Annotated in this window: 17 protein-coding genes; 12 read left to right on the forward strand and 5 right to left on the reverse strand. The window is 68.8% G+C overall.

The window, feature by feature from the left end:
* Positions 1 to 42 precede the first annotated feature (42 nt).
* The 5 genes from GC106_RS14775 (at position 43) to GC106_RS14795 (ending at position 6,805) form a co-directional block, all read left to right on the forward strand.
* Complete coding sequence (locus GC106_RS14775) at positions 43 to 621, forward strand: ASCH domain-containing protein (RefSeq protein WP_173130008.1); 579 nt, start codon at positions 43 to 45, stop codon at positions 619 to 621.
* 69 nt (positions 622 to 690) lie between these two features.
* Positions 691 to 2,232, forward strand: a complete 1,542-nt coding sequence (locus tag GC106_RS14780; protein ID WP_246365732.1) for a sugar ABC transporter ATP-binding protein — start codon at positions 691 to 693, stop codon at positions 2,230 to 2,232.
* A gap of 44 nt (positions 2,233 to 2,276) precedes the next feature.
* Positions 2,277 to 3,236: an ABC transporter permease gene (locus GC106_RS14785; protein ID WP_173130627.1), complete on the forward strand. Its 960-nt coding sequence runs from the start codon at positions 2,277 to 2,279 to the stop codon at positions 3,234 to 3,236.
* Positions 3,237 to 3,251: 15 nt separating this feature from the next.
* The gene (locus GC106_RS14790; RefSeq protein ID WP_173130010.1) at positions 3,252 to 4,235 is read left to right on the forward strand and encodes a substrate-binding domain-containing protein; all 984 of its coding nucleotides are present in this window, start codon (positions 3,252 to 3,254) and stop codon (positions 4,233 to 4,235) included.
* A gap of 92 nt (positions 4,236 to 4,327) precedes the next feature.
* Positions 4,328 to 6,805 carry a glycoside hydrolase family 172 protein gene (locus GC106_RS14795; protein ID WP_173130013.1) on the forward strand — a complete coding sequence of 826 codons (2,478 nt, stop codon included), beginning with the start codon at positions 4,328 to 4,330 and terminating at the stop codon, positions 6,803 to 6,805.
* 44 nt (positions 6,806 to 6,849) lie between these two features.
* On the opposite strand, the gene GC106_RS14800 is transcribed toward GC106_RS14795, so the two are convergent.
* Entirely contained in the window at positions 6,850 to 7,839 is a 990-nt protein-coding gene (locus GC106_RS14800) for a LacI family DNA-binding transcriptional regulator (protein WP_173130630.1), read from the reverse strand.
* A gap of 146 nt (positions 7,840 to 7,985) precedes the next feature.
* On the opposite strand from GC106_RS14800, the gene GC106_RS14805 reads away from it, so the two are divergent.
* The 5 genes from GC106_RS14805 to GC106_RS14820 all read left to right on the forward strand — a co-directional run bounded on the left by GC106_RS14805 (position 7,986) and on the right by GC106_RS14820 (position 15,008).
* The gene (locus tag GC106_RS14805) at positions 7,986 to 9,398 is read left to right on the forward strand and encodes an L-fucose/L-arabinose isomerase family protein (RefSeq protein WP_173130015.1); all 1,413 of its coding nucleotides are present in this window, start codon (positions 7,986 to 7,988) and stop codon (positions 9,396 to 9,398) included.
* Positions 9,399 to 9,402: 4 nt separating this feature from the next.
* Positions 9,403 to 10,866 carry an FGGY-family carbohydrate kinase gene (locus tag GC106_RS14810; RefSeq protein WP_173130017.1) on the forward strand — a complete coding sequence of 488 codons (1,464 nt, stop codon included), beginning with the start codon at positions 9,403 to 9,405 and terminating at the stop codon, positions 10,864 to 10,866.
* Between the two features lie 279 nt (positions 10,867 to 11,145).
* The gene (locus GC106_RS14815) at positions 11,146 to 13,197 is read left to right on the forward strand and encodes a beta-propeller domain-containing protein (RefSeq protein WP_173130018.1); all 2,052 of its coding nucleotides are present in this window, start codon (positions 11,146 to 11,148) and stop codon (positions 13,195 to 13,197) included.
* Positions 13,198 to 13,372: 175 nt separating this feature from the next.
* Positions 13,373 to 13,504, forward strand: coding sequence for a hypothetical protein (locus GC106_RS48785; RefSeq protein WP_281368491.1), 132 nt, complete (start codon positions 13,373 to 13,375; stop codon positions 13,502 to 13,504).
* A 34-nt stretch (positions 13,505 to 13,538) separates the two neighbouring features.
* On the forward strand, positions 13,539 to 15,008 hold the full coding sequence (locus GC106_RS14820) for an MFS transporter (protein WP_173130020.1): 1,470 nt from the start codon (positions 13,539 to 13,541) through the stop codon (positions 15,006 to 15,008).
* Positions 15,009 to 15,078: 70 nt separating this feature from the next.
* Here GC106_RS14820 and GC106_RS14825 read toward each other — a convergent pair whose 3' ends face one another.
* Positions 15,079 to 15,270: a hypothetical protein gene (locus tag GC106_RS14825; protein ID WP_173130022.1), complete on the reverse strand. Its 192-nt coding sequence runs from the start codon at positions 15,268 to 15,270 to the stop codon at positions 15,079 to 15,081.
* Positions 15,271 to 15,375: 105 nt separating this feature from the next.
* On the opposite strand from GC106_RS14825, the gene GC106_RS14830 reads away from it, so the two are divergent.
* Positions 15,376 to 15,669, forward strand: coding sequence for a hypothetical protein (locus tag GC106_RS14830; RefSeq protein WP_173130024.1), 294 nt, complete (start codon positions 15,376 to 15,378; stop codon positions 15,667 to 15,669).
* On the opposite strand, the gene GC106_RS14835 is transcribed toward GC106_RS14830, so the two are convergent.
* The gene (locus GC106_RS14835) at positions 15,645 to 16,850 is read right to left on the reverse strand and encodes an MFS transporter (RefSeq protein WP_312872655.1); all 1,206 of its coding nucleotides are present in this window, start codon (positions 16,848 to 16,850) and stop codon (positions 15,645 to 15,647) included. The two genes, GC106_RS14830 and GC106_RS14835, sit on opposite strands and share 25 nt — an antisense overlap.
* Positions 16,851 to 17,031: 181 nt before the next feature.
* Between GC106_RS14835 and GC106_RS14840 the strand changes: the two genes are divergently transcribed.
* Positions 17,032 to 17,247, forward strand: coding sequence for a hypothetical protein (locus GC106_RS14840; protein WP_173130030.1), 216 nt, complete (start codon positions 17,032 to 17,034; stop codon positions 17,245 to 17,247).
* A gap of 1 nt (position 17,248) precedes the next feature.
* On the opposite strand, the gene GC106_RS14845 is transcribed toward GC106_RS14840, so the two are convergent.
* Both GC106_RS14845 and GC106_RS14850 read right to left on the reverse strand, forming a co-directional pair.
* A complete protein-coding gene (locus GC106_RS14845) occupies positions 17,249 to 17,695 on the reverse strand; it encodes a hypothetical protein (RefSeq protein ID WP_173130033.1) in 447 nt (148 codons plus the stop codon).
* 5 nt (positions 17,696 to 17,700) lie between these two features.
* The gene (locus GC106_RS14850; RefSeq protein ID WP_173130038.1) at positions 17,701 to 21,123 is read right to left on the reverse strand and encodes a hypothetical protein; all 3,423 of its coding nucleotides are present in this window, start codon (positions 21,121 to 21,123) and stop codon (positions 17,701 to 17,703) included.
* Between the last annotated feature and the right edge of the window lie 7 nt (positions 21,124 to 21,130).

The raw sequence follows: 21,130 nt of genomic DNA on the forward strand, positions 1-21,130 counted from the left end.
CACTATGCCGCGCGGCTCGCCTGATGTCGAGAGGGTGGAGCCATGCTGATCAGGGCCGATGTCCTTGAGCGGATTCGCGCGGGTGAGGTCACGCTGGCGTTCCGGCGCTGGCGCAGGCCCACCGTCAGGCCCGGCGGCACGTTGCGCACCGCGATCGGCGTGCTCGCGATCGACTCCGTCGAGCCGATCCCGCTACGGAGGATCACCGCGAAGGACGCCCGGTTGGCGGGATACAAGACCCTCGCCGAACTGACATCGTCTCTCACGGGCCGTGACGGCGATGTGTACAAAGTGTCGTTGCGGTTCGCCGGTGACGACCCGCGGGTGTCGTTGCGCGAGTCGCTGCCGTCGCCGGAGGAGATCGCGCTGATCCGGGCGAAGCTGCGCCGGATGGACGAACGGAGCAACCACGGGCCGTGGACGTTCACCGTGCTCGCGTTGATCGCGGAGAGACCGGGTGTGCGGGCGCCCGACCTCGCCGCGTCCCTGGGCAGGGACACGCTCCGGTTCAAAGCGGACGTTCGCAGGCTCAAGGAACTCGGTCTCACCGAAAGCCTGGAAGTGGGCTACCGGCTGTCGCCGCGCGGGCGCGCGGTGGTGGAGGAGCAACCTACTTCTTGATCGGCCAGTGGACGCTTGACACGTCCGAGAGGCCGCCCTAGCGTCTCGGGTAATCGTTTTCTCAGCCTCATGGCGGTGTGGATGGACAACGGTGTCGCATCACTGGTGGGGCTGGTCCGGATCAGCAAGTCCTACGGCGGGGTCAGGGCTTGCCGCGAGGTGGATCTCACCGTCCGGGCCGGCGAAGTGCACGCGCTGCTCGGTGAGAACGGCGCGGGCAAGTCGACGCTGATGCGCGTGCTGTCCGGCGACCTGACCGACTACACGGGCACGATCACCGTGGGGGACAGGCCCGTTCGCTTCCACGGCCCCGCCGACGCGCAGCGCGCCGGGATCGCCATGATCCACCAGGAACTCGATCTGGTACCGGGGCTTTCGGTCGCCGAGAACATCTTCCTGGGCAGGGAACCACGCACCCGGCTGCGCACCCTCGACCGGCGCGCGATGCTGCGTGAGACCCGGACTCTGTTGCGCCGCACCGGAATCGACCTCGACCCGCGCCGTCAGGTCGGCGAGCTGCGGACCGGCGAGCAGCAACTGGTCAGCATCGCGAAGGCGCTGTCGCTCGACGCCAAGGTGTTGATCATGGACGAGCCGACGTCCGCGCTGTCGTCGGCCGAAGTGGACCGGATGTTCACGGTGATCGCCGAGCTGCGCCGGGCGGGCGCGGGCATCGTCTACATCTCCCACCGGATGGACGAGATCGGCCGGATCGCCGACCGGGCCACGGTGCTGCGCAACGGTTGCGTCGTCGCCGAGTTCGACGCGCGGGACATGACCGCCGACCAGGCCGCTGAGGCGATGATCGGACGTCCGGTGCGGGCCATGTTCACCACCCATGAGACAGCCGACACCGGCGAGCAGCTCCTCGAAGTCCGCGATCTTGTCGTGCCGCGGTCGCGGCCCGGCCGCCGGGACCCCGCCGGGATCAGCCTCACGGTCCGGCGCGGGGAGATCGTCGGACTGGCCGGACTGCTGGGTTCCGGGCGGACCGAACTACTGGAGACCCTGTTCGGCGCGGGCGGGCGCCGGCGCGGATCGGTGATCTTCAAAGGCCGCCCGGTGCGGCCGCGCGGCCCGCGGTCCGCCATCCGGCTGGGCATGGTGTACATGCCCGAGGACCGCCGGATATCCGGGCTCGCACTGGACCATTCGGTGCTCGCCAACACGGTTCTGTCTGTCGTGGACCGGATCGCGCGGCTCGGTGTGGTGTCGCGGCGCCGTGAGGCCGGTGCGGCCACTCGGATCGTGCGTGACCTGAGCGTGAAACTCGCCTCGGTGCGGGACCCGGTTTCCGCGTTGTCGGGCGGCAACCAGCAGAAGGTCGTGCTCGGGCGGATGCTGTTGACCGAACCGGACCTGCTGCTGCTCGACGAGCCGACCCGCGGCGTCGACGTCGGCGCGAAGGCCGAGATCTACCACCTGCTGGGGCAGGCCGCTCAGCGCGGGATGGGCGTCCTGCTCGCGTCTTCCGAGCTGGCCGAACTGGTGGGCGTGTGCGATCGCGTGATCGTGCTGCGCGGCGGCCGGGATGTCGCCGAACTGCGGACCGAGCAGGCCGGTGAGGCGGATCTGCTCGCGGCGTCGATGGGGGAGGTTGTGCCGTTGTGACCACTGACTTCGTGGCGGAGACGCGCCGGGCGAGCGTGCGCTCGATGGTGTTCCGCTTCCAAAGCCTGTTCGGGCTGGTCGCGGTGTTCGTCGCGGCGATCGTGTTCTCGCCCAGCCGCGACGGCGAACTGCTGTTCCTCACCAGCGACAACCTGTTCAACGTGGTGCGCGCGGTGTCGGAGATCGGGATCATCGCGGTCGGCATGACGTTCGTGATCCTGATCGGCGGGATCGACCTGTCGGTCGGCGCGATGCTCGGCCTCGCCGCCGTCGGCTCGGCGGTCCTGTTGGTGGAGAACGACTTCGGGCTCGTGCCCGCGGTGCTGGTGGTGCTGGCCGTCGGGCTGGGTTTCGGGTTGCTGCAAGGCGTCGCTTCGGCCGTGTTCGGCATCCAGGCGTTCATCGTCACGCTGGCGGGCCTGCAGATCGCCCGTGGCCTGGCGCGGATCTGGTCGGGCGGGCAGGGCGTCGCGATCGCGTACGGCGAAGGTCCTGGCGAGGCGCCGATCGCGTTCTCGTTGCTGGGCGAACGGACCTTCAACGGGCTGGTGCCGATCCCGGCGTTGATCTTCGTCGTGGTCGCCGTGCTGGCGGTCCTCTTCCTGCGTGGCACGGCGTTCTCCCGGCACGTGTACGCGATCGGCGGCAACGAGAAGGCCGCCCGGCTGTCCGGTGTGCCGGTCACCCGGGTCAAGATCGTCGTGTTCGGCATCTGCGGGCTGCTCGCCGCGCTGGCCGGGATCATCCACGCGGGCCAGCTCAACCAGGGCAGTCCCAACGACGGCCTCGGCTACGAACTCGACGCGATCGCCGCCGTGGTCGTCGGCGGCACAAGCCTCGCCGGTGGCCGGGGTTCGGTCGTCGGGACCGTGGCGGGCGCGCTGCTTCTCGGCGTGCTCAACAACATCCTGGCGCTCAACAGCGTCGACACGAATGTCCAGCTCCTGATCAAGGGGCTCGTGATCGTGGTGGCGGCCGGCCTGCAACGGCTCCGGCCGTCCTGACCGAAAGGACGAGACATGCGTTTTCTCGTGGCGGTCCTCGTGCTGGGCTCCGTTGTCGCATGCGGTACGACCAGCGAGAACCGTTCCGCTGGGCCCGCGACCGGCGCCGCGTGCAAGGGCGCGGGCGGCAAGTACGTCATCGGCATGAGCCAGGCCAACGTGGCGGAGCCGTACCGGCAACGGATGGACGACGACATCCGGGCGGCGGCGAAGGCCGTGCCGCAGTTCGAAGTCCGCTTCACCGACGCGCAGCAGGACAACTCCCGTCAGGTGGCCGACGTGGAGAACTTCCTGACCCAGCAGGTCGACCTGCTGATCATCAGCCCGAACGAGGCGAAGCCGCTGACCGGGGTGGTGAAGAAGGCGTTCGACAAAGGCGTCCCGGTGATCGTGCTGGACCGAAAGGTCGAAGGGGACGCGTACACGACCTGGATCGGTGCGGACAACGTCGAGATCGGGCGGCAGGCGGGCAAGTACGTGGCCGAGCAGTTGCTGCCCAACGGCGGCAAGGTCGCCGAGATCCGTGGCCTCGCCGGTTCGACCCCGGCCAGGGAACGCGGCGACGGGTTCCGTGAGTCGATCCGCGGCCGCCGGATCGAGATCGTGGTCAGCCAGGACGGCGACTGGCTGCGGGAGAAGGGCCAGGAGAAGGCGGACGCGATCCTCAAGTCCACTCCGGACATCCAGGTGATCTACGCGCACAACGACCCGATGGCCGAAGGCGCCTACCTCGCCGCCAGGGCGGCGGGCAGGCAGGACGCGCTGAAGTTCATCGGCATCGACGGCCTGCCGATCCCCTCCGGCGGCCTGAAAGCCGTGGAGGCCGGGCGGCTCTCGGCGACGCTGATCTACCCGACCGCGGGCCGGGAGGCGATCGAGTCGGCACGCCGGATCCTCCTCGACTGCCAGCAGGTGCCCAAGACCCAGACGCTGCAGACCCAGCTGATCACCAAGGACAACGCCGCCCAGGTCTACGCGAAGGAGAACCCCGGCGGCTGAACACCTCGTCCGGACCCCGCTGGCCCCCCGCTTTCGTCGTGAGTGGTTATCGGGGTTCTAACGCCGATAACCACTCACGAGGAGGAGGCGGGATGCGCTTCGGGTCCCTGCTCGCATCCACTCTCATTTCCGCCCTGGTCCTCAGCACCGTCACCGGCGTCGCGCACGCGGCGCCGCAGGTGGCGAGTGCGACGGACAAGGGCCCGATCGGCTGGCAGGTCTACCGGCAGCTGGACCAGCTGGCCACGATGAGACCTGGCGCGGTGTCGCGTCAGTTCTCCAGTTTCGACCGTACGGGCGGCAACGACGACGGGTTCGTGGGCACGTACTCGTGCCTGCGCACGACAGGCACCGGCGGCTGCGTGCTGGCCGAGCGGACCGGTCCGGGGCAGATCGATTCGCTGTGGTTCACCCGTGACTTCGGGTCGATGACCAACAACGGCCGGATCAAGATCGAGCTCGACGGCCAGGTCGTACTGGATCACCTGCTGGAGGAGGTCGTCGACGGCAAACTGGGCGCGCCGTGGGTCTGGCCGCTGGTGGGCAACGGCGAGGACACCTCGGGCGCCGGGGTGATCAGGGTGCCGATGCCGTACCGCGAGTCGATGCGGGTGACCATGCAGGTGAACCCGCTCTTCTACCACGTGGGCTACCGGGACTTCGCGGACGCGGACGGCGTGCGGACGTTCGACCCGGCCGACCAGGCGCTGGACGTGATCGCGAAGCTGCGGGCGTACGGCATCCGTGACCCCAAGGGCGGTTCCGCGGCCAAGGCACCCGTGTCCTCCGGCGCGCTCGCGGCGGGCCAGTCGAAGAACGTGGCGACACTGGCCGGATCCGGCTGGGTGAGCCAGCTCAGGGTGAAGATCCCGCAGGTCGTGGCCAGTCCTCGGGTCGGCGACGACGGCCGGGCGTTCTCCGTCGGCGGGTCGTCGACGTTCAAGGTCGCGATCGACCCGGCCAACTCCGGAGTCCGGATCACCCGGCGGTACGACCCGCAGGTGGGCAACCAACGGGCACGGGTGCTGGTCGACGGAACCCAGGTGGGGTTCTGGGAAAGCGGTCCGCACATCCCGCCGGGCGAGTGGCGCGACCAGACGATCACGATCCCGTCCGCCCTGACAGCGGGCAAGTCCGCCCTGACGGTGGTGAACGAGTACGTAGCGTCCGATTTGGACGTCAACGAGTTCCGTTACAGCGTGCACAGCAACGTGTCCGGCGACTGGCGCCGGACCGACGTGATGGATGTCGGCCCGAACCACCCGGGTGACGAGCAGGCGCACGGCTACACGGTCCGGGGCCTGAACTGGCAGGGCTACCGGGTGTTCCGCTACCCGGTTCCCGCCGCCGAGGTCACGCGTTCGGACGCGGTGCTCAGTGGCGTGCGGCTGGTGATCTCCTTTGACGGCAAGCCGGGGGTGGACGCCCCGCTCGGCGAGTTCTTCGGCTCAGGCCTGGGCGAGTACGACACGCTGACGCTGATGTCGTCCATCGACACCGCACCGGACGGCTGGTACACCTCCTGGTGGCCGATGCCGTACGCGCGCAACGCGACCGTGACGCTGGTCAACGAAAGCGGGGTCGCTCTGAGCGATGTGACCGTCGAAACCGACCACGTGCCCGATCCCGCTGTGGCATCGGCGTTGCAGTCGGGCAGGATCGGCTACTTCCGTGCCACGAGATCGGCCGGGAACACGGTGCCAGGCCAGGACTTCACGTTCCTGCAGACGACCGGCCGCGGCGTGTACTACGGGGTGACGCATTCGATGCGCGGCGCCATCCCGAACGGCAACATGCGCCTGTACCTGGAAGGCGACGAGCGCGTCTACGTGGACGGCGCAGCGACTCCGACCATCTACGGCACAGGCACAGAGGACTTCTACGAGTCCGGCTGGTATTTCCGTGACGGCATCACGTACACCATGCCGCTCGCGGGGAATCCGGCCTGGGAGCTGAACGGTGACGGCTGCACGCACGACTGCACGGGCGCGTACCGGCTGATGATCGGCGAGGCCGTGTCCTTCTCGGCCAACCTCCGCTTCGACATCCAGCACGGCCCAGTCAACGACGCACCAGCCAACTACAGCTCAACCTCCTACTGGTACGGACAGTCCCAGCCCGCGCTTGTCGAGAGCGATGTGCTGGACGTCGCCGACGACGCCAGCCGTGCGGCCCATGGTTACCAGTCCACGGGCGAAACCCGCCGGACCTTGCAGTCGACCTTCGAAGGCAAGGACGACAAGGTGACCGTGTCCGACGGCGTCGCCTCGGCGACCGGTGCCGTGGAATTCACCATGAAGATGGCCCCAGGCTCGGCAGGCGCCCGGATTCTGCGGATGAACGACCAGAACGAACCTTTCCAGCAAGCAAGCGTTTCCGTCGACGGCGCCCCGGCGGGCACGTGGTTCCAGCCTTTGAAGAACACGTCGTCACGGTGGCTGGAGGACTCGTTCGAACTGCCGGAAAGCCTGGTGGCGGGCAAGAGTTCGGTGACCGTCCGGATCGTCCCGCAGACCGGCTCCCCGGCGTGGTCGGCCGCTCGCTATCGGATGCTCACCAAGACAGGGTGATCACCGGGTCGGCTCTTGCCGGTCGGTGTCCCGGCAAGAGCCGATCACCGGGTCGAACTCCCGCGCGTGATCAACGTGGCGTTCAGCGTCGTCGTCGTGTAGGGCAAGGAGCTGTCCGCGATCCGGGCCATCAGCAGCTGGGCCGCGACCTTGCCGATGTCGTAGGCGGGTTGCGAGACCACCGAGAGAGGAGGATCGACCAAAGACGCCCAGGGAGCGTCGTCGAAGGCGACCACCCCGACGTCCGCGCCGAGCCGCAGGTCCAGTTTGGAAAGCGCTTCGAGCACGCCGACAGCCATGGCGCTGTTGGCGACAAGCAGCGCGTCCGGCCGGTCCGGCTGGCTCAGCAGGTCGATCGCGGCCTCGAACGCGCCGTCCGCCCGGAACTCGGCGCGACGGGCGAATCTGGCCGAAGTTCGCCGCTTGGATGCGCGGAGCGCATCCTTGTAGCCCGCCAGCCGGTCATCCGCCGTCTGGATGCCCGCCGGGCCGGTGATGCAGCCGATCCGGTCGTAGCCCTGGCTGATCAGGTGGGTGGTCGCCTGTTTCGCCGCACTCCGGGTGTCCACAAGGACCATGTCGGCCGCCGCGGGCAGTGGCCGGTCGACCGCGACCAGTGGTGTCCGGCGCGCGGTCAGCAGGTCCACATTGGGCGCTGTGCCGGTGGGGGAGAGCACGACTCCGGCCACCCGTTCCTGGATCGCGACGTCGATGTACCGGCGTTCCTTCTCCGGATTCTCATCGGAGTTGCACAACACCACGGAGTAACCGACGGCCTGGGCGACGTCCTCCACGCCGCGCGCGATCGAGGTGAAGAACGGGTTCTCGACGTCCGAGATGATCAGCGCGAGCACCGCCGTCTCCTGGCGGCGCAGGTTGCGGGCCGGTCCGTTGGGCTGGTACCCCAGCTCCGCCGCTGCCGAGAGCACCCGCGCGGCCAGCGCCGGGTCTACTGTGGACTTGCCGTTCAGCGCCCTCGACGCTGTCGCGGTGGACACACCCGCCTTGGCCGCCACGTCGTTGATGGTCGCCACACCCACTGGCCTCACTCTGCGGAACTGGTTGCAGTGCACCTCACGCACTGCGGCAATGTTGACACTACTCGGCCCGGCGAATAGCGTCACGAGTAATCGATTACTCGACTCAAGGGCAGTCTCACTGCGAACGCGTTGGAGGACTCGTGGCCCGGATCGGTGTGATCAGTGTTTCCGACGGCCGAGACTACGTTCACGGCGGTATCGCCGGCTTCATCCGCCGGACGGAGGACAAACTCGCCGCCCGGCTGAGCGAGGCGGGCCACGAGGTGGTCCGCGGTTCGAGCCCGGTCAGCTCCAACACGCTGGCGACCTCGGTCGCCCGTGAGATCGCCGCGGCGGACGTCAACCTGACCGTGCTGCACTACGCGGTCTGGGCTTTCCCGCACTTCACGATGCTCGCCGCCGGTGCGCTCGACGGCCCGTTGTTGTTGCTGTCCAACATCGATCCGGTGCAGCCCGGCATGGTCGGCATGCTCGCCGCGGGCGGTGCGCTGGACCAGATTGGACGCGAGCACACCCGGTTGTGGGGAGATCCCGACTCGCCCGGACTGATCGCGTCGATCGGTGCGCACGCTTCGGCCGCGGCGGCGGTCGCACGCCTGCGCGGCGCCACCTTCGGCCGGATCGGCGGACGGCCGATGGGGATGAACACCGCGGTGGCCAACACCGACCAATGGCAGCGCCTGTTCGGCATCGACGTCGAGGAGATCGACCAGTGGGAGATCGTCCGGCGGGCCGAACTGGCCGACGCCGGGGAGAAGGTCAAGGCGCGGGAGTGGCTGGAACGGCACGCGAACGTGCACTACGACGGCAAGAAGCTGACGCCCGCGTTGCTTGAGCGGCAGATCGGTTCATACCTGGCGATGCGTGAACTGATCGACGAGTGGCACCTCGACTTCACCGGTATCAAGGGCCAGCCCGAGCTGACCCAGTACTTCGCGACGATGGACATCGCCGAGGCGTTCCTGAACGACCCCTACGACTGGAACGGCCCCAAGGAACCGCACGTCTGCGCGACGGAAGCGGACATGGACGGCGCGTTGACCATGCAGCTGTTCAAGCACATCGCCAACACGCCGGTGCTGTTCGCGGACGTCCGGCACTACCACGGCGACCGTGACATCTGGGACCTGTGCAACTCCGGGCAGCACGCGACCTGGTACGCCGCGCGTAGTGCCGATCCGGCCGAGAACCTGGCGCGGGTGCACCTCTACCCCGAGGTGTTCTTCTTCCCGGCCGGTGGCGCGTCCGTGCACCACCTGGCGGCGCCGGGCGAGATGACGTTGGGGCGCCTGACACGCAAGAACGGCGCGTACCGGATGCAGCTGATGCTCGGCAGCTTCGAGACGTACGACGAGGAGACCAACCAGGCGTTGATGAACCAGTCGACGCCGGAATGGCCGCACGCCTTCGCGCGCCTGGACGCGCCGGCGGAGGTGTTCCTGTCCCGGTTCGGTGCCAATCACATCCACGCCGTCCCGGGCGATCACCGGGCCACCGTCCGCGCGGCGTGCTCGCTGCTCGGCGTGACGCTCGACGAGTTCACGCGAGGCTGACGCCGTGCTGATCGGGATCGACATCGGGACATCGAGCTCGAAGGGCGTGCTGGTCAGTCCGGAAGGGACGATCGTCGCCCGGGTCAGCAGACCGCACACGGTGTCGGCCCCGCGGCCGGGATGGGTCGAGCACGACGCGGAAGCCGTGTGGTGGGCGGACTTCCTGGCGCTGGCACGGGAACTGGCCGAGGCGTCACCGTCGCCGATCACCGGTCTCGGTGTCAGCGGTATCGGCCCGTGCCTGCTGCCCGCGTCCGCTGACGGTACTCCGCTGCGGCCCGCGATTCTGTACGGTGTGGACACTCGGGCCACGGCCGAGATCGAGGAACTGACGTCGGCGTTCGGTGCTGACGCGATCCTCGAACGCGGCGGGACGCCGTTGTCCAGTCAGGCCGTCGGGCCCAAGGTGTTGTGGCTGGCGCACAACGAACCGGCGGTGTACGAGCAGACGTCGCTCATGCTGATGGCGAGTTCCTACCTGGTACTCCGGCTGACCGGCCGGTACGTGCTCGATCACCACTCCGCGAGCCAGTGCGACCCGATGTACGACATGCGGGAGGCTGACTGGGCACGCGACTGGTGCGCCCGGATCGCGCCGGACCTGAGGCTGCCGGAACTGTTCTGGCCCAACGAGATCGTGGGAACGGTCACGCGGAAGGCGGCCGAGGAGACCGGCCTGCCGGCCGGGGTGCCGGTGATCGCGGGGACGATCGACGCGTGGGCCGAGGCCACGAGCGTCGGCGTGACCTCGCCGGGTGACGTGATGGTCATGTACGGCACCACGATGTTCGTGATCCAGGTCGTGGACGCGCCTCGGCCGCACCCCGCGCTGTGGACCACCCAGGGTGCCTTCCCCGGAACGTATTCGCTGGCCGCGGGGATGGCGACCTCGGGCGCGATCACCGACTGGCTGCGGCAGTTGTTCACCGGGTCGTTCGGCGACTTGGTCTCGCAGGCGGCGACGGTGCCCCCGGGCAGCCGCGGGCTGCTGACGCTGCCGTACTTCGCCGGTGAACGGACGCCGATCTTCGACCCGGACGCCCGCGGGATCATCGCTGGCCTGACGCTGAGCCATGGGCAGCCGGAGGTCTACCGCGCCGCGCTGGAAGGCACGGCGTACGGCCTGCGGCACAACCTTGAGGTGATGGGTGGGTCTCAGCAACGGGTCGTCGCAGTGGGCGGTGGCACTCAGGGCGACTTGTGGACGCAGATCGTGTCGGACGTGACCGGTGTGCCGCAGCAGCTGCCCACCGAGACAGTGGGTGCGTCGTTCGGCTCGGCGATGCTCGCGGCCACCGCACTGGGACATTCCGTGGACCACTGGAATCCGCTGGCGCGGACGGTCACGCCGAACCCCGAGCACACCGCGACGTACGGCAGGTTCTACGAGCACTATCGGTCCTTGTATCCGGCGACCAAGGACTTGGCGCACTTCCTGGCTGCCGAACAGCGGCTCGCAAGCCGCTAGCTGATCGTGCCAGGCGCTTGCGGAAAGCGCCCGCGAAGCCGGGAAGGCGGGCTCCCTCGGTCGTCACCCATTGCCGGGCGATGGCTTGTGCTTGGTCGACTCGCATGACCTCAGTGTGTGGTGCCGTGGAGGTACTGCCAGACGGGGGTGTGGATCGTCGGTCGCGGACGGTGGACTGGGGATGACAGGCTGTTGTCGGCTGCCGCCGATCATCGCCGCGATCCAACCGTTATCAATATTCCCGGCAACGCATTCCGGCGGTGTCACCGTCTTGTGGGTATGGCAGGGAAAGCAGGACTACCGGGAGTTCGCAGGTCCAGGGTCGTCGCCGGGGGTGCGATCGCGGTCGTCATCGGTGGTGTCGTCGCCGCGGCCTCGGTGATTCCCTCGTCAGGACTCGCCGGGCCGTCGCCGGACAGGGCCACGGTCACGGACCTCCCTTCAGGCGCGGTCTCCCTGGTCGCGTTCGACTCCTGCGAAGCGGCGTTGTCGGGCTTCCGGCGGGCCGCGTTGCCGCACATCGGCCCGTACGGCTTCGCCAACGGCTACGCGCTCGCCACCCGTGGCGGTGGCGCCATCCCGGACGCGGTACCCGCGATGCCGGGAGCGGCGGCCGCACCTCCGCAGCAACAGAAACGTGAACAGGCGCAGGACAGCGCCGGTGCGGGCAGTCAGGCTCCTGGACATTCCGCCACCAACAACCACGAGGCGAACGTGGACGAGCCGGACGTCGTCAAGACGGACGGCAAACGGATCGTGTCGGTCGTCGACGGCAGGCTGAAAGTGATCGACGTGGCCTCCCGCAAGATCACCGGGACGCTGGACGTGCCGGACGTGTTCGTCTCCCAGATGCTCATCTCCGGTGACCGTGCGCTGCTCGTGGCAAACCAGGACCACGTCGTGTACGACGTGCCGACGCCACGCGGCAAGCCCGCACCACCGATCTACCCCGGCGGGGCCATGGGGTCGAAGCTCGTGCTCGTGGACCTCGCCGGCACACCCAAGGTGCTGGGCACGTTGGAAGTAAGCGGTCTGTACGTCGACGCGCGTCAGGTGGGCACCGTGGCCCGAGTCGTCGTGCGTTCGCAGCCGAAGTTGAAGTTCTCCTATCCGGACGGGACACAGTCACCCACCACCGCTCAGCAGAAGAACCGGGACGTGGCCCTGGAGTCGTCGATCGACGACTGGCTGCCCGGCTACCGGCTCGACAGCGGCGGGACGAAAACGGAAGGCAGGTTGGTCGACTGCGCCAAGGTCAGCCACCCCGCCGACTACTCGGGCACGGCGATGCTGACCGTGCTCACCATCGACTTGACCAAGGCGCTGGAGAAAGGCGACCCGGTCACGGTGGCCGCGGACGGCGACACGGTGTACGGCACCGACAAGAGCCTGTATGTGGCCGACGACCATTTCAGCCGGATGGTGCCGATGCAGGCCCCACCGGCGACGACGGTGCCCGACCGCACTGCCCTCGGCAGGACGCAGATCCACCGGTTCGACATCGCCGGCAGCGCGCCGCCGAAGTACGCGGGCTCCGGTGAAGTCGAAGGCACATTGCTCAACCAGTACTCGTTGTCCGAGCATGACGGACATCTGCGGGTCGCCACGACCACGTGGCCTGCTGACGCTGTCCCGCAAGGAAGTCAGCCTCAGTCGCACAGCATCGTGACGGTGCTGGCGCGCGGGGACAAAGGCCTGACGCAGGTCGGCCGGGTCGACGGCCTGGGTAAGGGCGAACGGATCTACGCCGTACGGTTCTTCGGAACGGTGGGCTACGTGGTCACCTTCCGGCAGGTCGATCCCTTGTACACGCTCGACTTGTCCCAGCCGGCCAGGCCGCGCGTGGCCGGCGAGCTCAAGATCACCGGATACTCCGCCTACCTGCACCCGGTGGGACCCGGCAAGGTGCTCGGGGTCGGTCAGGAAGCCACGGAGCAAGGACGGCGGCTCGGCGCCCAGGTGTCGTTGTTCGACGTCGGCAACCCCGCCACGCCGAATCGTCTTGCGCAGCAGCGACTTGAGGGCGGATCGTCCGAAGTGGAATATGACCCGCACGCCTTCCTTCACTGGCCCGCGCGCAACCTGGTCGTGGTGCCGGTGACGGGCAAGGGCGCGGGTGTCCGTGCGGGCGAGTGGCAGCAGTCGAACCACGCCTTGGTGCTGAGGATCGACGGCGACGCACTGGTCGAGGTCGGGCGGGTGGCCCACCCCACCGGGATGATCCGGCGGTCGATGGTGATCGGCGACGAGTTGTGGACGGTGTCGGAAAGCGGCCTGATGGCCAGTGATCTGGACCGGCTGGGGCAGCGGGGCTGGGTTCCGCTTCGCTGAGTTCGATCGCATGACACCACGTTACTCGAACACGTGTTCGATCGACATCACTCGATCGGGGCCGATGCTCAAGGAGTGGTCGAGAGCGTCTCCACCGTCGACACCGGCGCGAAACCCCACGAAGACACCTTCTACCTGGCCAAACGCCAGATCGGCCGACCGGTCCGGGAAACGTTTGCTGGACTTCGCGGCCGGTGAGGAGGTGTACTCGGACCGCGGTACGGCGGTCTGGGGGTTCGCCGTACCGCGCCGTCTCGCGACCCGCCACGGCGACCGGCCGGTGTTCGCGTGCGAAGCCGTGGCCTGATGCGGATCTCCACCCCAAGGTCGAGGATGGTGGGGTGGCCAGCAGCAGCGAAGAACCGGATCCCCGGCGGTGGCGTGCGCTCTCGGTGACGCTCGGCGTCGGGTTCATGACCTTGCTCGACATCAGCATCGTGAACGTCGCCCTGCCGTCCATGCAGGCGGGGCTGCACGCCGGCGCCGGAGCGGTGCAATGGGTCGTGTCCGGCTACGCGCTGACGTTCGGCCTGACGCTGGTCTCCGGCGGCCGGCTGGGTGACGCGCTCGGCCGCAGGCGCATCTTCATGCTCGCGCTGATCGGGTTCGTGCTCACCAGCGCACTGGCCGGTGCGGCGCCGACGATCGAGCTGCTGGTCGTCGCGAGGCTGCTGCAAGGCGCGTCGGCGGGGATGCTGACCCCGCAGAGCTCCGGGATCATCCAGAACATGTTCCACCGCGCGGAACGCGGCAGGGCCTTCGGGTTCATGGGCGCGACGATCGGCATCTCCACCGCGGTCGGCCCGGTGCTGGGCGGGCTGATCATCGCCGCGTTCGGCGCGGAATCCGGGTGGCGCTGGGTGTTCTACGTCAACGTGCCGATCGGCGTCGCCGCCCTGATCGTCGCCGCGCGCGTCCTGCCCGGAGAGGAGCGCCGGCGGGTGCGAATCCGCCGGGAGATCGACTTCGTGGGTGCCGCACTGCTCGGCCTCGCCGTGGTCGGTCTGCTGTTTCCGGTGGTACAGGTGGAAAGCGGGAACCTGGGCCAGTGGTGGTGGCTGCTGCCGATCGCCGTGGTGTTGGCCTTTTTGTTCGTGTGGTGGGAGAAACGGGCCGCGGGCACCGGCCGTGCGCCGCTGCTCGATCTGCGGTTGTTCACCGAGACAAAGGGTTACGCGTCCGGGGTGGCGATCGGCGCGGTCTACTTCGCCGGGTTCGCCGGTATCTTCGTGGTGCTGGCGATGTTCTTCCAGACCGGACTGCGTTACACCGCACTGCAGTCCGGCTTGGTCGTCACGGCGTTCGCGCTCGGCTCCTCGGTTTCCTCCGCGATCGCCGGTCGTCTCGTGGCCGGGTGGGGCCGCCGGATCACGGTGGCCGCCTTGAGTGTGGTGGCCGTGGGTCTTGTGGCGAGCGCGGTGGTCGCCGTGGTCGCGCCGCCCGATGAAGTCGGTGGGTGGATGGCGATTCCGTTGCTGCTGGCCGGGCTTGGTGGTGGCGCGGTGATCTCGCCGAACGTGACGATGACGCTGGAGAACGTGCCGACGCGGATGGCCGGTGCCGCGGGCGGTGCGCTGCAGACCGGGCAGCGGATCGGTACGGCCGTCGGCACGGCGGTGATGGTGGCCATGTACCACGCCGGAACCAACGCGTCGGACGGACGTGTGGAGGTCGGCGCGGCCGTCGCTCTCGGTACCGCGGTCCTGACCACGGTTATCGCGCTCATCCTGGCGTCGCGTGAACAACGGACCCGCAAAACCTGCGATGTGGACGAGAATTTGTCCCAGCGGTCGGTGGCATCCGGTCAGTGACCAAACGTACGACACCCCTCGTGCGTGGTCGACTTACGCACGAAGGGTGTACGGATACAGTGTTTTTGCTTCACCTGCGGCTACGCAGGCTCCACCCGCCGCCGGTACGGGCCCTCGTTCCGATACCGGCCAGATGAAGGGCGACGCAGAGCAGGCCCGCGGTCACGATCGTTCCCGCTGAGATCGTGTCGCCGATACTCGCGTCCGCGAGATCGAGGATCAGGGCGAGTGCGAACAGAACCGCACCGATCACGGCTAACATGGCGCCTCCAACATCGTCGGGCCATTGGAATACCCGCTGCGAACCGGTTCCATTCACGCAACTGGCCGTCAGCGGAACCACGACCGGTACGGAATGATTGATTCAGTGGGCACCTTGCTGATCTGTTATTCGGTGTCCCGCGTGGGGGTGAACGCTCCCGGCGCGGGGCTGGCCCGGATGATCTCCTCGTTGGGGCGGTGGTGGCACCCGGCGTCGAACGTCTGGCTCGTGTCCACCGGCTATCACCTCGACGAGGTCCGCGACATCCTCGCGTCCCAGCTCGATCCGGGCGACCAGTTGCTGGTGCTGGACGTCACCGGCAGGCCGTGGGCGTGTTCCGGGGTGTACCCGGAGGCCGAGGCGTGGATGCTCGATCACGTCAGAGGACCGGCCGTGTGAACGTGCCGGGCCCACGCGGCGGTCAACGGAATGGCGGCCGCGACGCCCATGGCGCCGGAGATGGCGACCGCGAGTGACGCTCCGGACAGGTCCGCCAGCACACCGGCGAGCAACGCGCCGATGCCTTGTGCGGTAAGGGCTGCCGTCGCGAGCAGGCCGATACCTTGGGCACGTCCGCTGTCCGGCAGCAATCGTGTTGCCGTCGCGGCACATTGCAGTGTGTACGCCGTGCTGAACGCGCCGGTCAGTCCGAAAAGGATCATGGAGGTGGCCAGGGCCGGCCGGAAAGCACAGAACACCAAGGGAATCCCGGCAGCGATGCCCATCAGCCCGAGCGACCGCAGCCGGTTGCTCTCGCTGACGTAGCGCGTGTAGACGTACGCGCCCACAATGCTGCCGACCGGATGGCTCGCCATGATCAGGCCGACCGCGAGCGCACCGAGTCCCAGTTCGGCGGCGTACGGCGCGGCCAGACTCTCCGGGGCGATGTAGAACAACGACAGCCACGAGACCAAAGCGATCAGGCGCAGCCGTGGATCTCGCCAGACCAGCCCGAACGCCGTCAGCCGGACCGGTTCCTTCCCGGACATCGCCGCTGCCCGCCAACGCACGCCGAGCCGGATGATCAATGCCGACAGGACGAAGGTCGCCGCGTCCAACGCCAACGCCACGTGCGGGTTGAGCAGGCTGACCAGCAGCCCGCCGCCGGCGAACCCGGCGACCTGCGACGACTGCACGGTCACGTTCCGGACCGCCAGCCCCACGACGTAACGCTGCTCGTCGAGCACGTCCGGCAGCAGCGCCAGTTGTGCCGCCTTGAACGGGCCGTTGGCCATGACCACGACCGTCAGCAGGACGCACAGCAGCCACAGTGGAACGCCGGGAATCGCCATCGCGGCGACGAGGACCGCGCGGACAAGGTCCGAGACGACCAGGACGGTCCGGCGCGGGAACCGGTCACCGAGGCCGGACAGCAGCAGTCCGCCGAGCATCGTCGGCAGGTACGTCAGCGCGAACGTCAATCCGGTCAGCGCGGCGGAATTGGTCCGTTGGTAGACCAGAACGGACAGTGCGACGCGGGCCAGTTGGTCCCCCGCCTGGGACAGCAGCTCCGCGAGCCAGATGGCCCGGAACTCGCCCACCGCCAGGACCGACCGGAACGTCGCCGCCCGCACCGCCACCGACCGAGCGTATGCGATCGTGCACGAAGTGTGAACCGTGTATCCGAGGGAAACTTTCCGCCCTCTTTTCCGTCGAAGGGATGTCGATCCGGCAGGGGCCTCTTCGACGAATAGGTAACCGAGAGGGACCACCACGAAGGTGGAACAAGGGACGACCTCTCCGCGGACAAGGGAGTCAGAGATGATCACCACGATCAGCAACCGGGACCGGGCCGTGCTGCGCGCCGTCGCGGCGGGCCGGTGTGAGATCTCCGGCCAGTGCCTGCGCATCGACGGCCTGACCTGCTGCGACCAGTTCGCCGCGATGCGGCTGACCCAGGCGGGCCTGATCACCGGGTCGGAACGGGAACCAGCGAGACTGACACCGACCGGACAAGCCCTGTTGGCGGCGGCGTGACCTAGCGCTGCAGAGCGGCCAGCAGGCGCTCGCGGAAGTCGGCCCGGATGTCACCACCCGGGAACAACTCCTCACCGGTGAGCTGCTGGTACGACTGGCTCACGTCCTCGCTGATGGCGTGCGCGGTGCTGACCGTGAGCACGTCCAGCGGCACTGCGGCGATGGCGGTGATCTCGGTGTCCTCGAAGGTGATCCGGGCCCAGTTCGCCGACCCGCACGACGGGCACACCCACGTTTCCAGCAGCTGGATCGGCTCGCCCTCGGCGGGCTCGTGCAGCACCGGGTAGTGCACGCGGACATTGCGCCACGTGAAGTCCGGGTCGCGCTCGCCGACGGACCAGAACCCGCCGTCCACGAGCGGGGTGACCAGCTCGATGGACTCGTCGGCGGGGGATCGGGTCCCGCACGCGGGGCACTCGAGTTCGGCGACGAAGTACGCAGAGGGCATGTCTGTCACAGTCCTACCGGGATGACGAGCAGCGTGCGGCCGTTCAGCATTATCTCGAAGCCGTTCGGGTTCGCCCTGGCGAGCCTGGTCGCGACGCTGCTCTTGCCCGCCGCGGGCGGGTTGACCGACACGGCCCACCCGGCGAGCCGTTCGAACACCGCGCCGTCCGCGGTCATGAACCGGGGCACGCCACCGCCTTCCATCCGCGCGAACAACGCGTCGGCCACGACTGTGCGGTCGCGGATGCCTTCCGTCTTGCCCACCGCGGTCGGGGTCGTCGTGCTCGACGGGGTCCACGGCCGGTTCGGCGGACGCTCCAGGTCGGCCAGCACCTGCCGGTAGGCGGTGCTGTTGCGGTCGATGTCGACGGCCAGACCGGCCGGACGTTCGGCCACGCCGAGGTCGGTCGCCGCTCCGCCCAGCGGCTTGTGCACCGCGTTGACGCCGGTCTCACCCATCACCGTGGCCGGGGCACGGAGCCGCCCCATGATGCCCTCGATCGCGGCCTGGTTCGGCGGGACGAGCGTGCCGGTCGCGTCGAGCGGCTGGCGGAGCTGGGCGAACAGCTGCTGGATCATGCGTTGCTCGATCGGTTGCAGCGCGCTGTAGTCCACACCCGCCAGCATCGCGCGCACGGTGGACAGTGTCTGGTTGTCCACGATGATGTCGTCGGCGCCCGCCGCCGCGTAGCCTTCGGTCTCGGCTGCCTGGGCCGTGCCGCGCAGGAACCGGCGCAGCCGGTCCCAGCTTCCGGCGTCGGCGTACTGGGTCAGGATTCGCCGCGCCGCCCCGGTTTCCTGCTGGTCGAGGAACGGCACCAGCTCCCGGAGGTCGATCTCGGCGACGACTCTGGCCAGCAGGCTGTTGTCGAACGCGTCGAGCAGGCGGGTGGCCGTGCGTGGCGTGACGTTCCGTATGGCGGCGAGAACGTCGGGCGTCATCCGGGCCAGCAGGGCCTGTGCTTCCAGGCCGGACATCTCCGTCGCGGCCCACCGGACCGCGTCCGCGCCGTGCGTCGTGATGAGCGCGGCGAGGTCGGTGGCGGGCAGGTCGTCGGTCAGGCGCAGCAACGCGTCCGGTCCGCCGACCTCGCCGAGCATCCTGACCAGGTCGTCCGGGTCGGCGACCCGGTCGAGCAGCCTGGTGAGCTGCTGGACGTCACCGGCCTGGTCGAGCAGCTCGGGCAGGCGGGCGATCCTGTTCGCGTCCGAGACCCGGTCCAGCAACAAGATCAGCTCGTCGACGTCGCGCACGCGGCCGAGCAGGGCGATCGCCACGTCCGCGTCGGCGACCTTGTCCAGCACCCGCAGCACGTTCGCGGCTTCGGCCAGGTCGAGCAGCCTGGCGATCTTCGCCAGGTCCGGCACCTTGTTGACCAGCCTGATCGCCAGCCCCAGGTCGCCGACCCTGGCCACCAGCGCGCGGAACCGGGAGACCTGCGCGAACACCTTCAGCCTGGCCAGGATGCCGGTGCCGGCCAACGCCATGCCGGCTTCGAAGATCGCGCGGCCGACCAGCTCACCGCGCTGCCGCCAGGTCAGGTCCGGCCGGCTGATCGCCAGGTAGAGGTAGTAGATCGCGGCCAGCGCGCCGGCGATCACACCGATGACCAGCAGCACCTTCCCGGCGAACGCCAGCACGGCGGCGATCGCGGCCAGCACCGCGGCGCCCTTGATCACCAGCACGATCACCGCGATCGCGAGCACGACGACGATGACCGCGACCGCGATCCAGAACAGCGGTGTCCTGATCGCGTCCCAGATCCCCTTCAGCAGGCCGACCAGGCCGTTCCAGATGCCCTCGACCAGACCGGCGCAGAAGTTCCACAGCGAGTCGAAGAAGCCGCTCTCCTCGACGATCCGGTCGACGCTGACGTCGATCTCCCGGGAGAACCGGTCCACCGCCCGGTCCTCGTCCGCCAGTGCGGTGTCGACCTCCTCGCGGAGCTGCCCGGTGTGCTCGCGCAGCCGCTCGTCCCAGCGGGAGTCCAGGTCACGGATGACGCGGTCCAGTTCACGGCCGACCTCGTCGGTGACCACGCCCATGCTCCGCGCGCCTTCGTCGGTCGCGTCGTGCATCTCCTGGGCAGTGGTGTCCATGATCTGGTTGATCGGGCCGCCGAAGTCGTTGCCCGCCTGCTGTGCCGTGGCGATCAACGACTGGGCGTGGTCGTTGAGCGCGGTCTCCGCGTCGCTCGTGGTCTGGTCCATGCTGCCGAGGAATCGCGTGGCCAGGTCGTCGATCTGCGTTTCGCGTTCGGTGGCGGCGGTCAGCAGTTCGGCACGGGCCTCTTCGACGAACGGCGGGTAGCACGCGGCGTCCTGGTTCTGCTCGGCGAAACCGCCCAGGTCGTCGGCCAGTGCCTCGGCCGGCTGGGCGAGCTGGGTGATCGTGCTCGCGACGGACTCGTCGAGGGACGCGTCGAACACCGCCGCCTGGGCCCGGATCTCCGCGCCGCGCCGGGCGGACTCCTCCTGGAGCGAAGTACCGAGCTGGCCGGCCTCCGAGGTGATCCGGGCGGTCGCGTTCGCCGCGATCTCGCGCAGGGTGTCCTTGGTCCGGTCGCGGTTCTCCAGGATCTGGGCCCGTGCGTCGGCACGTGGCTGGTCGAAGTCCCGAGCGGTCTGGGCGGCCTCCTCGCGGAAGTGCCCGCCGAGCTCGGTGGACTTGGTGCGGACGCTGTTCGCCACGGCCGTACCCGTGCGGTTGAGCTCGGCGACCACGTCCCGGCGCGCGGACTCCACGGTGTCGCGGATGTCGTCGGCCTGGTCGTGCGTGCGGTACCGCTCGATCTTGGCGTTGGCGATCTCCTCGGCGCGACGGCTGCGTTCGGCCGTCCCGTCGGTGGCCCGTTGGGCCTGCTCGGTGCCCGTTCGTTCGGCCACGCCGGCCTTGTCCTCGGCGTGCTGGGCGACTGCGCCGCGCTTTTCCTCGATCACGCGGTCCAGGCGCTGGAGCTCGGCCTCCGCCGCCGCGTCCACCCGGGCGAGCTCGGCTTCGAGGTTGCCCTGGATGGTCGCTTGGGCGGTGGACGCGTGTTGCTGGACGACTCCGAGCGCGGCCGCGTGCGCCTGTTCGACCGCCAGCGCCTTGGCGTCGGCCGTCGCACGGTGACGCTGCTTCACCGAGTCCGCGGCGGCCCGGATCTGCTCCGCCTGAGCCGTGCTGTGGGCGACGATCGCGGCCCGGCGGGCCTCGATGTCCGCCACCAGGCTCAGGAACTCCGGCGAACTCGGCGGCGCGATCGAGACCGGCGCCGGACCGGACATCATCCGCGCCACCGCCGCGTTGCCCGCCATCCCTTGCAACGCCAGCAAAGCGTCGGCCGGTGATGAGGGCACCATCGGCACGGCCTGCCGCACGGGAGCGGCAGCGGACTGTGCCGATGGCGCCGCTTGCGCGGTCGGTACCGAGGGTTCAGGCGGCACGACGCCA

Source organism: Kibdelosporangium persicum (assembly GCF_013280595.1).
Classification (GTDB): Bacteria; Actinomycetota; Actinomycetes; order Mycobacteriales; family Pseudonocardiaceae; genus Kibdelosporangium; species Kibdelosporangium persicum.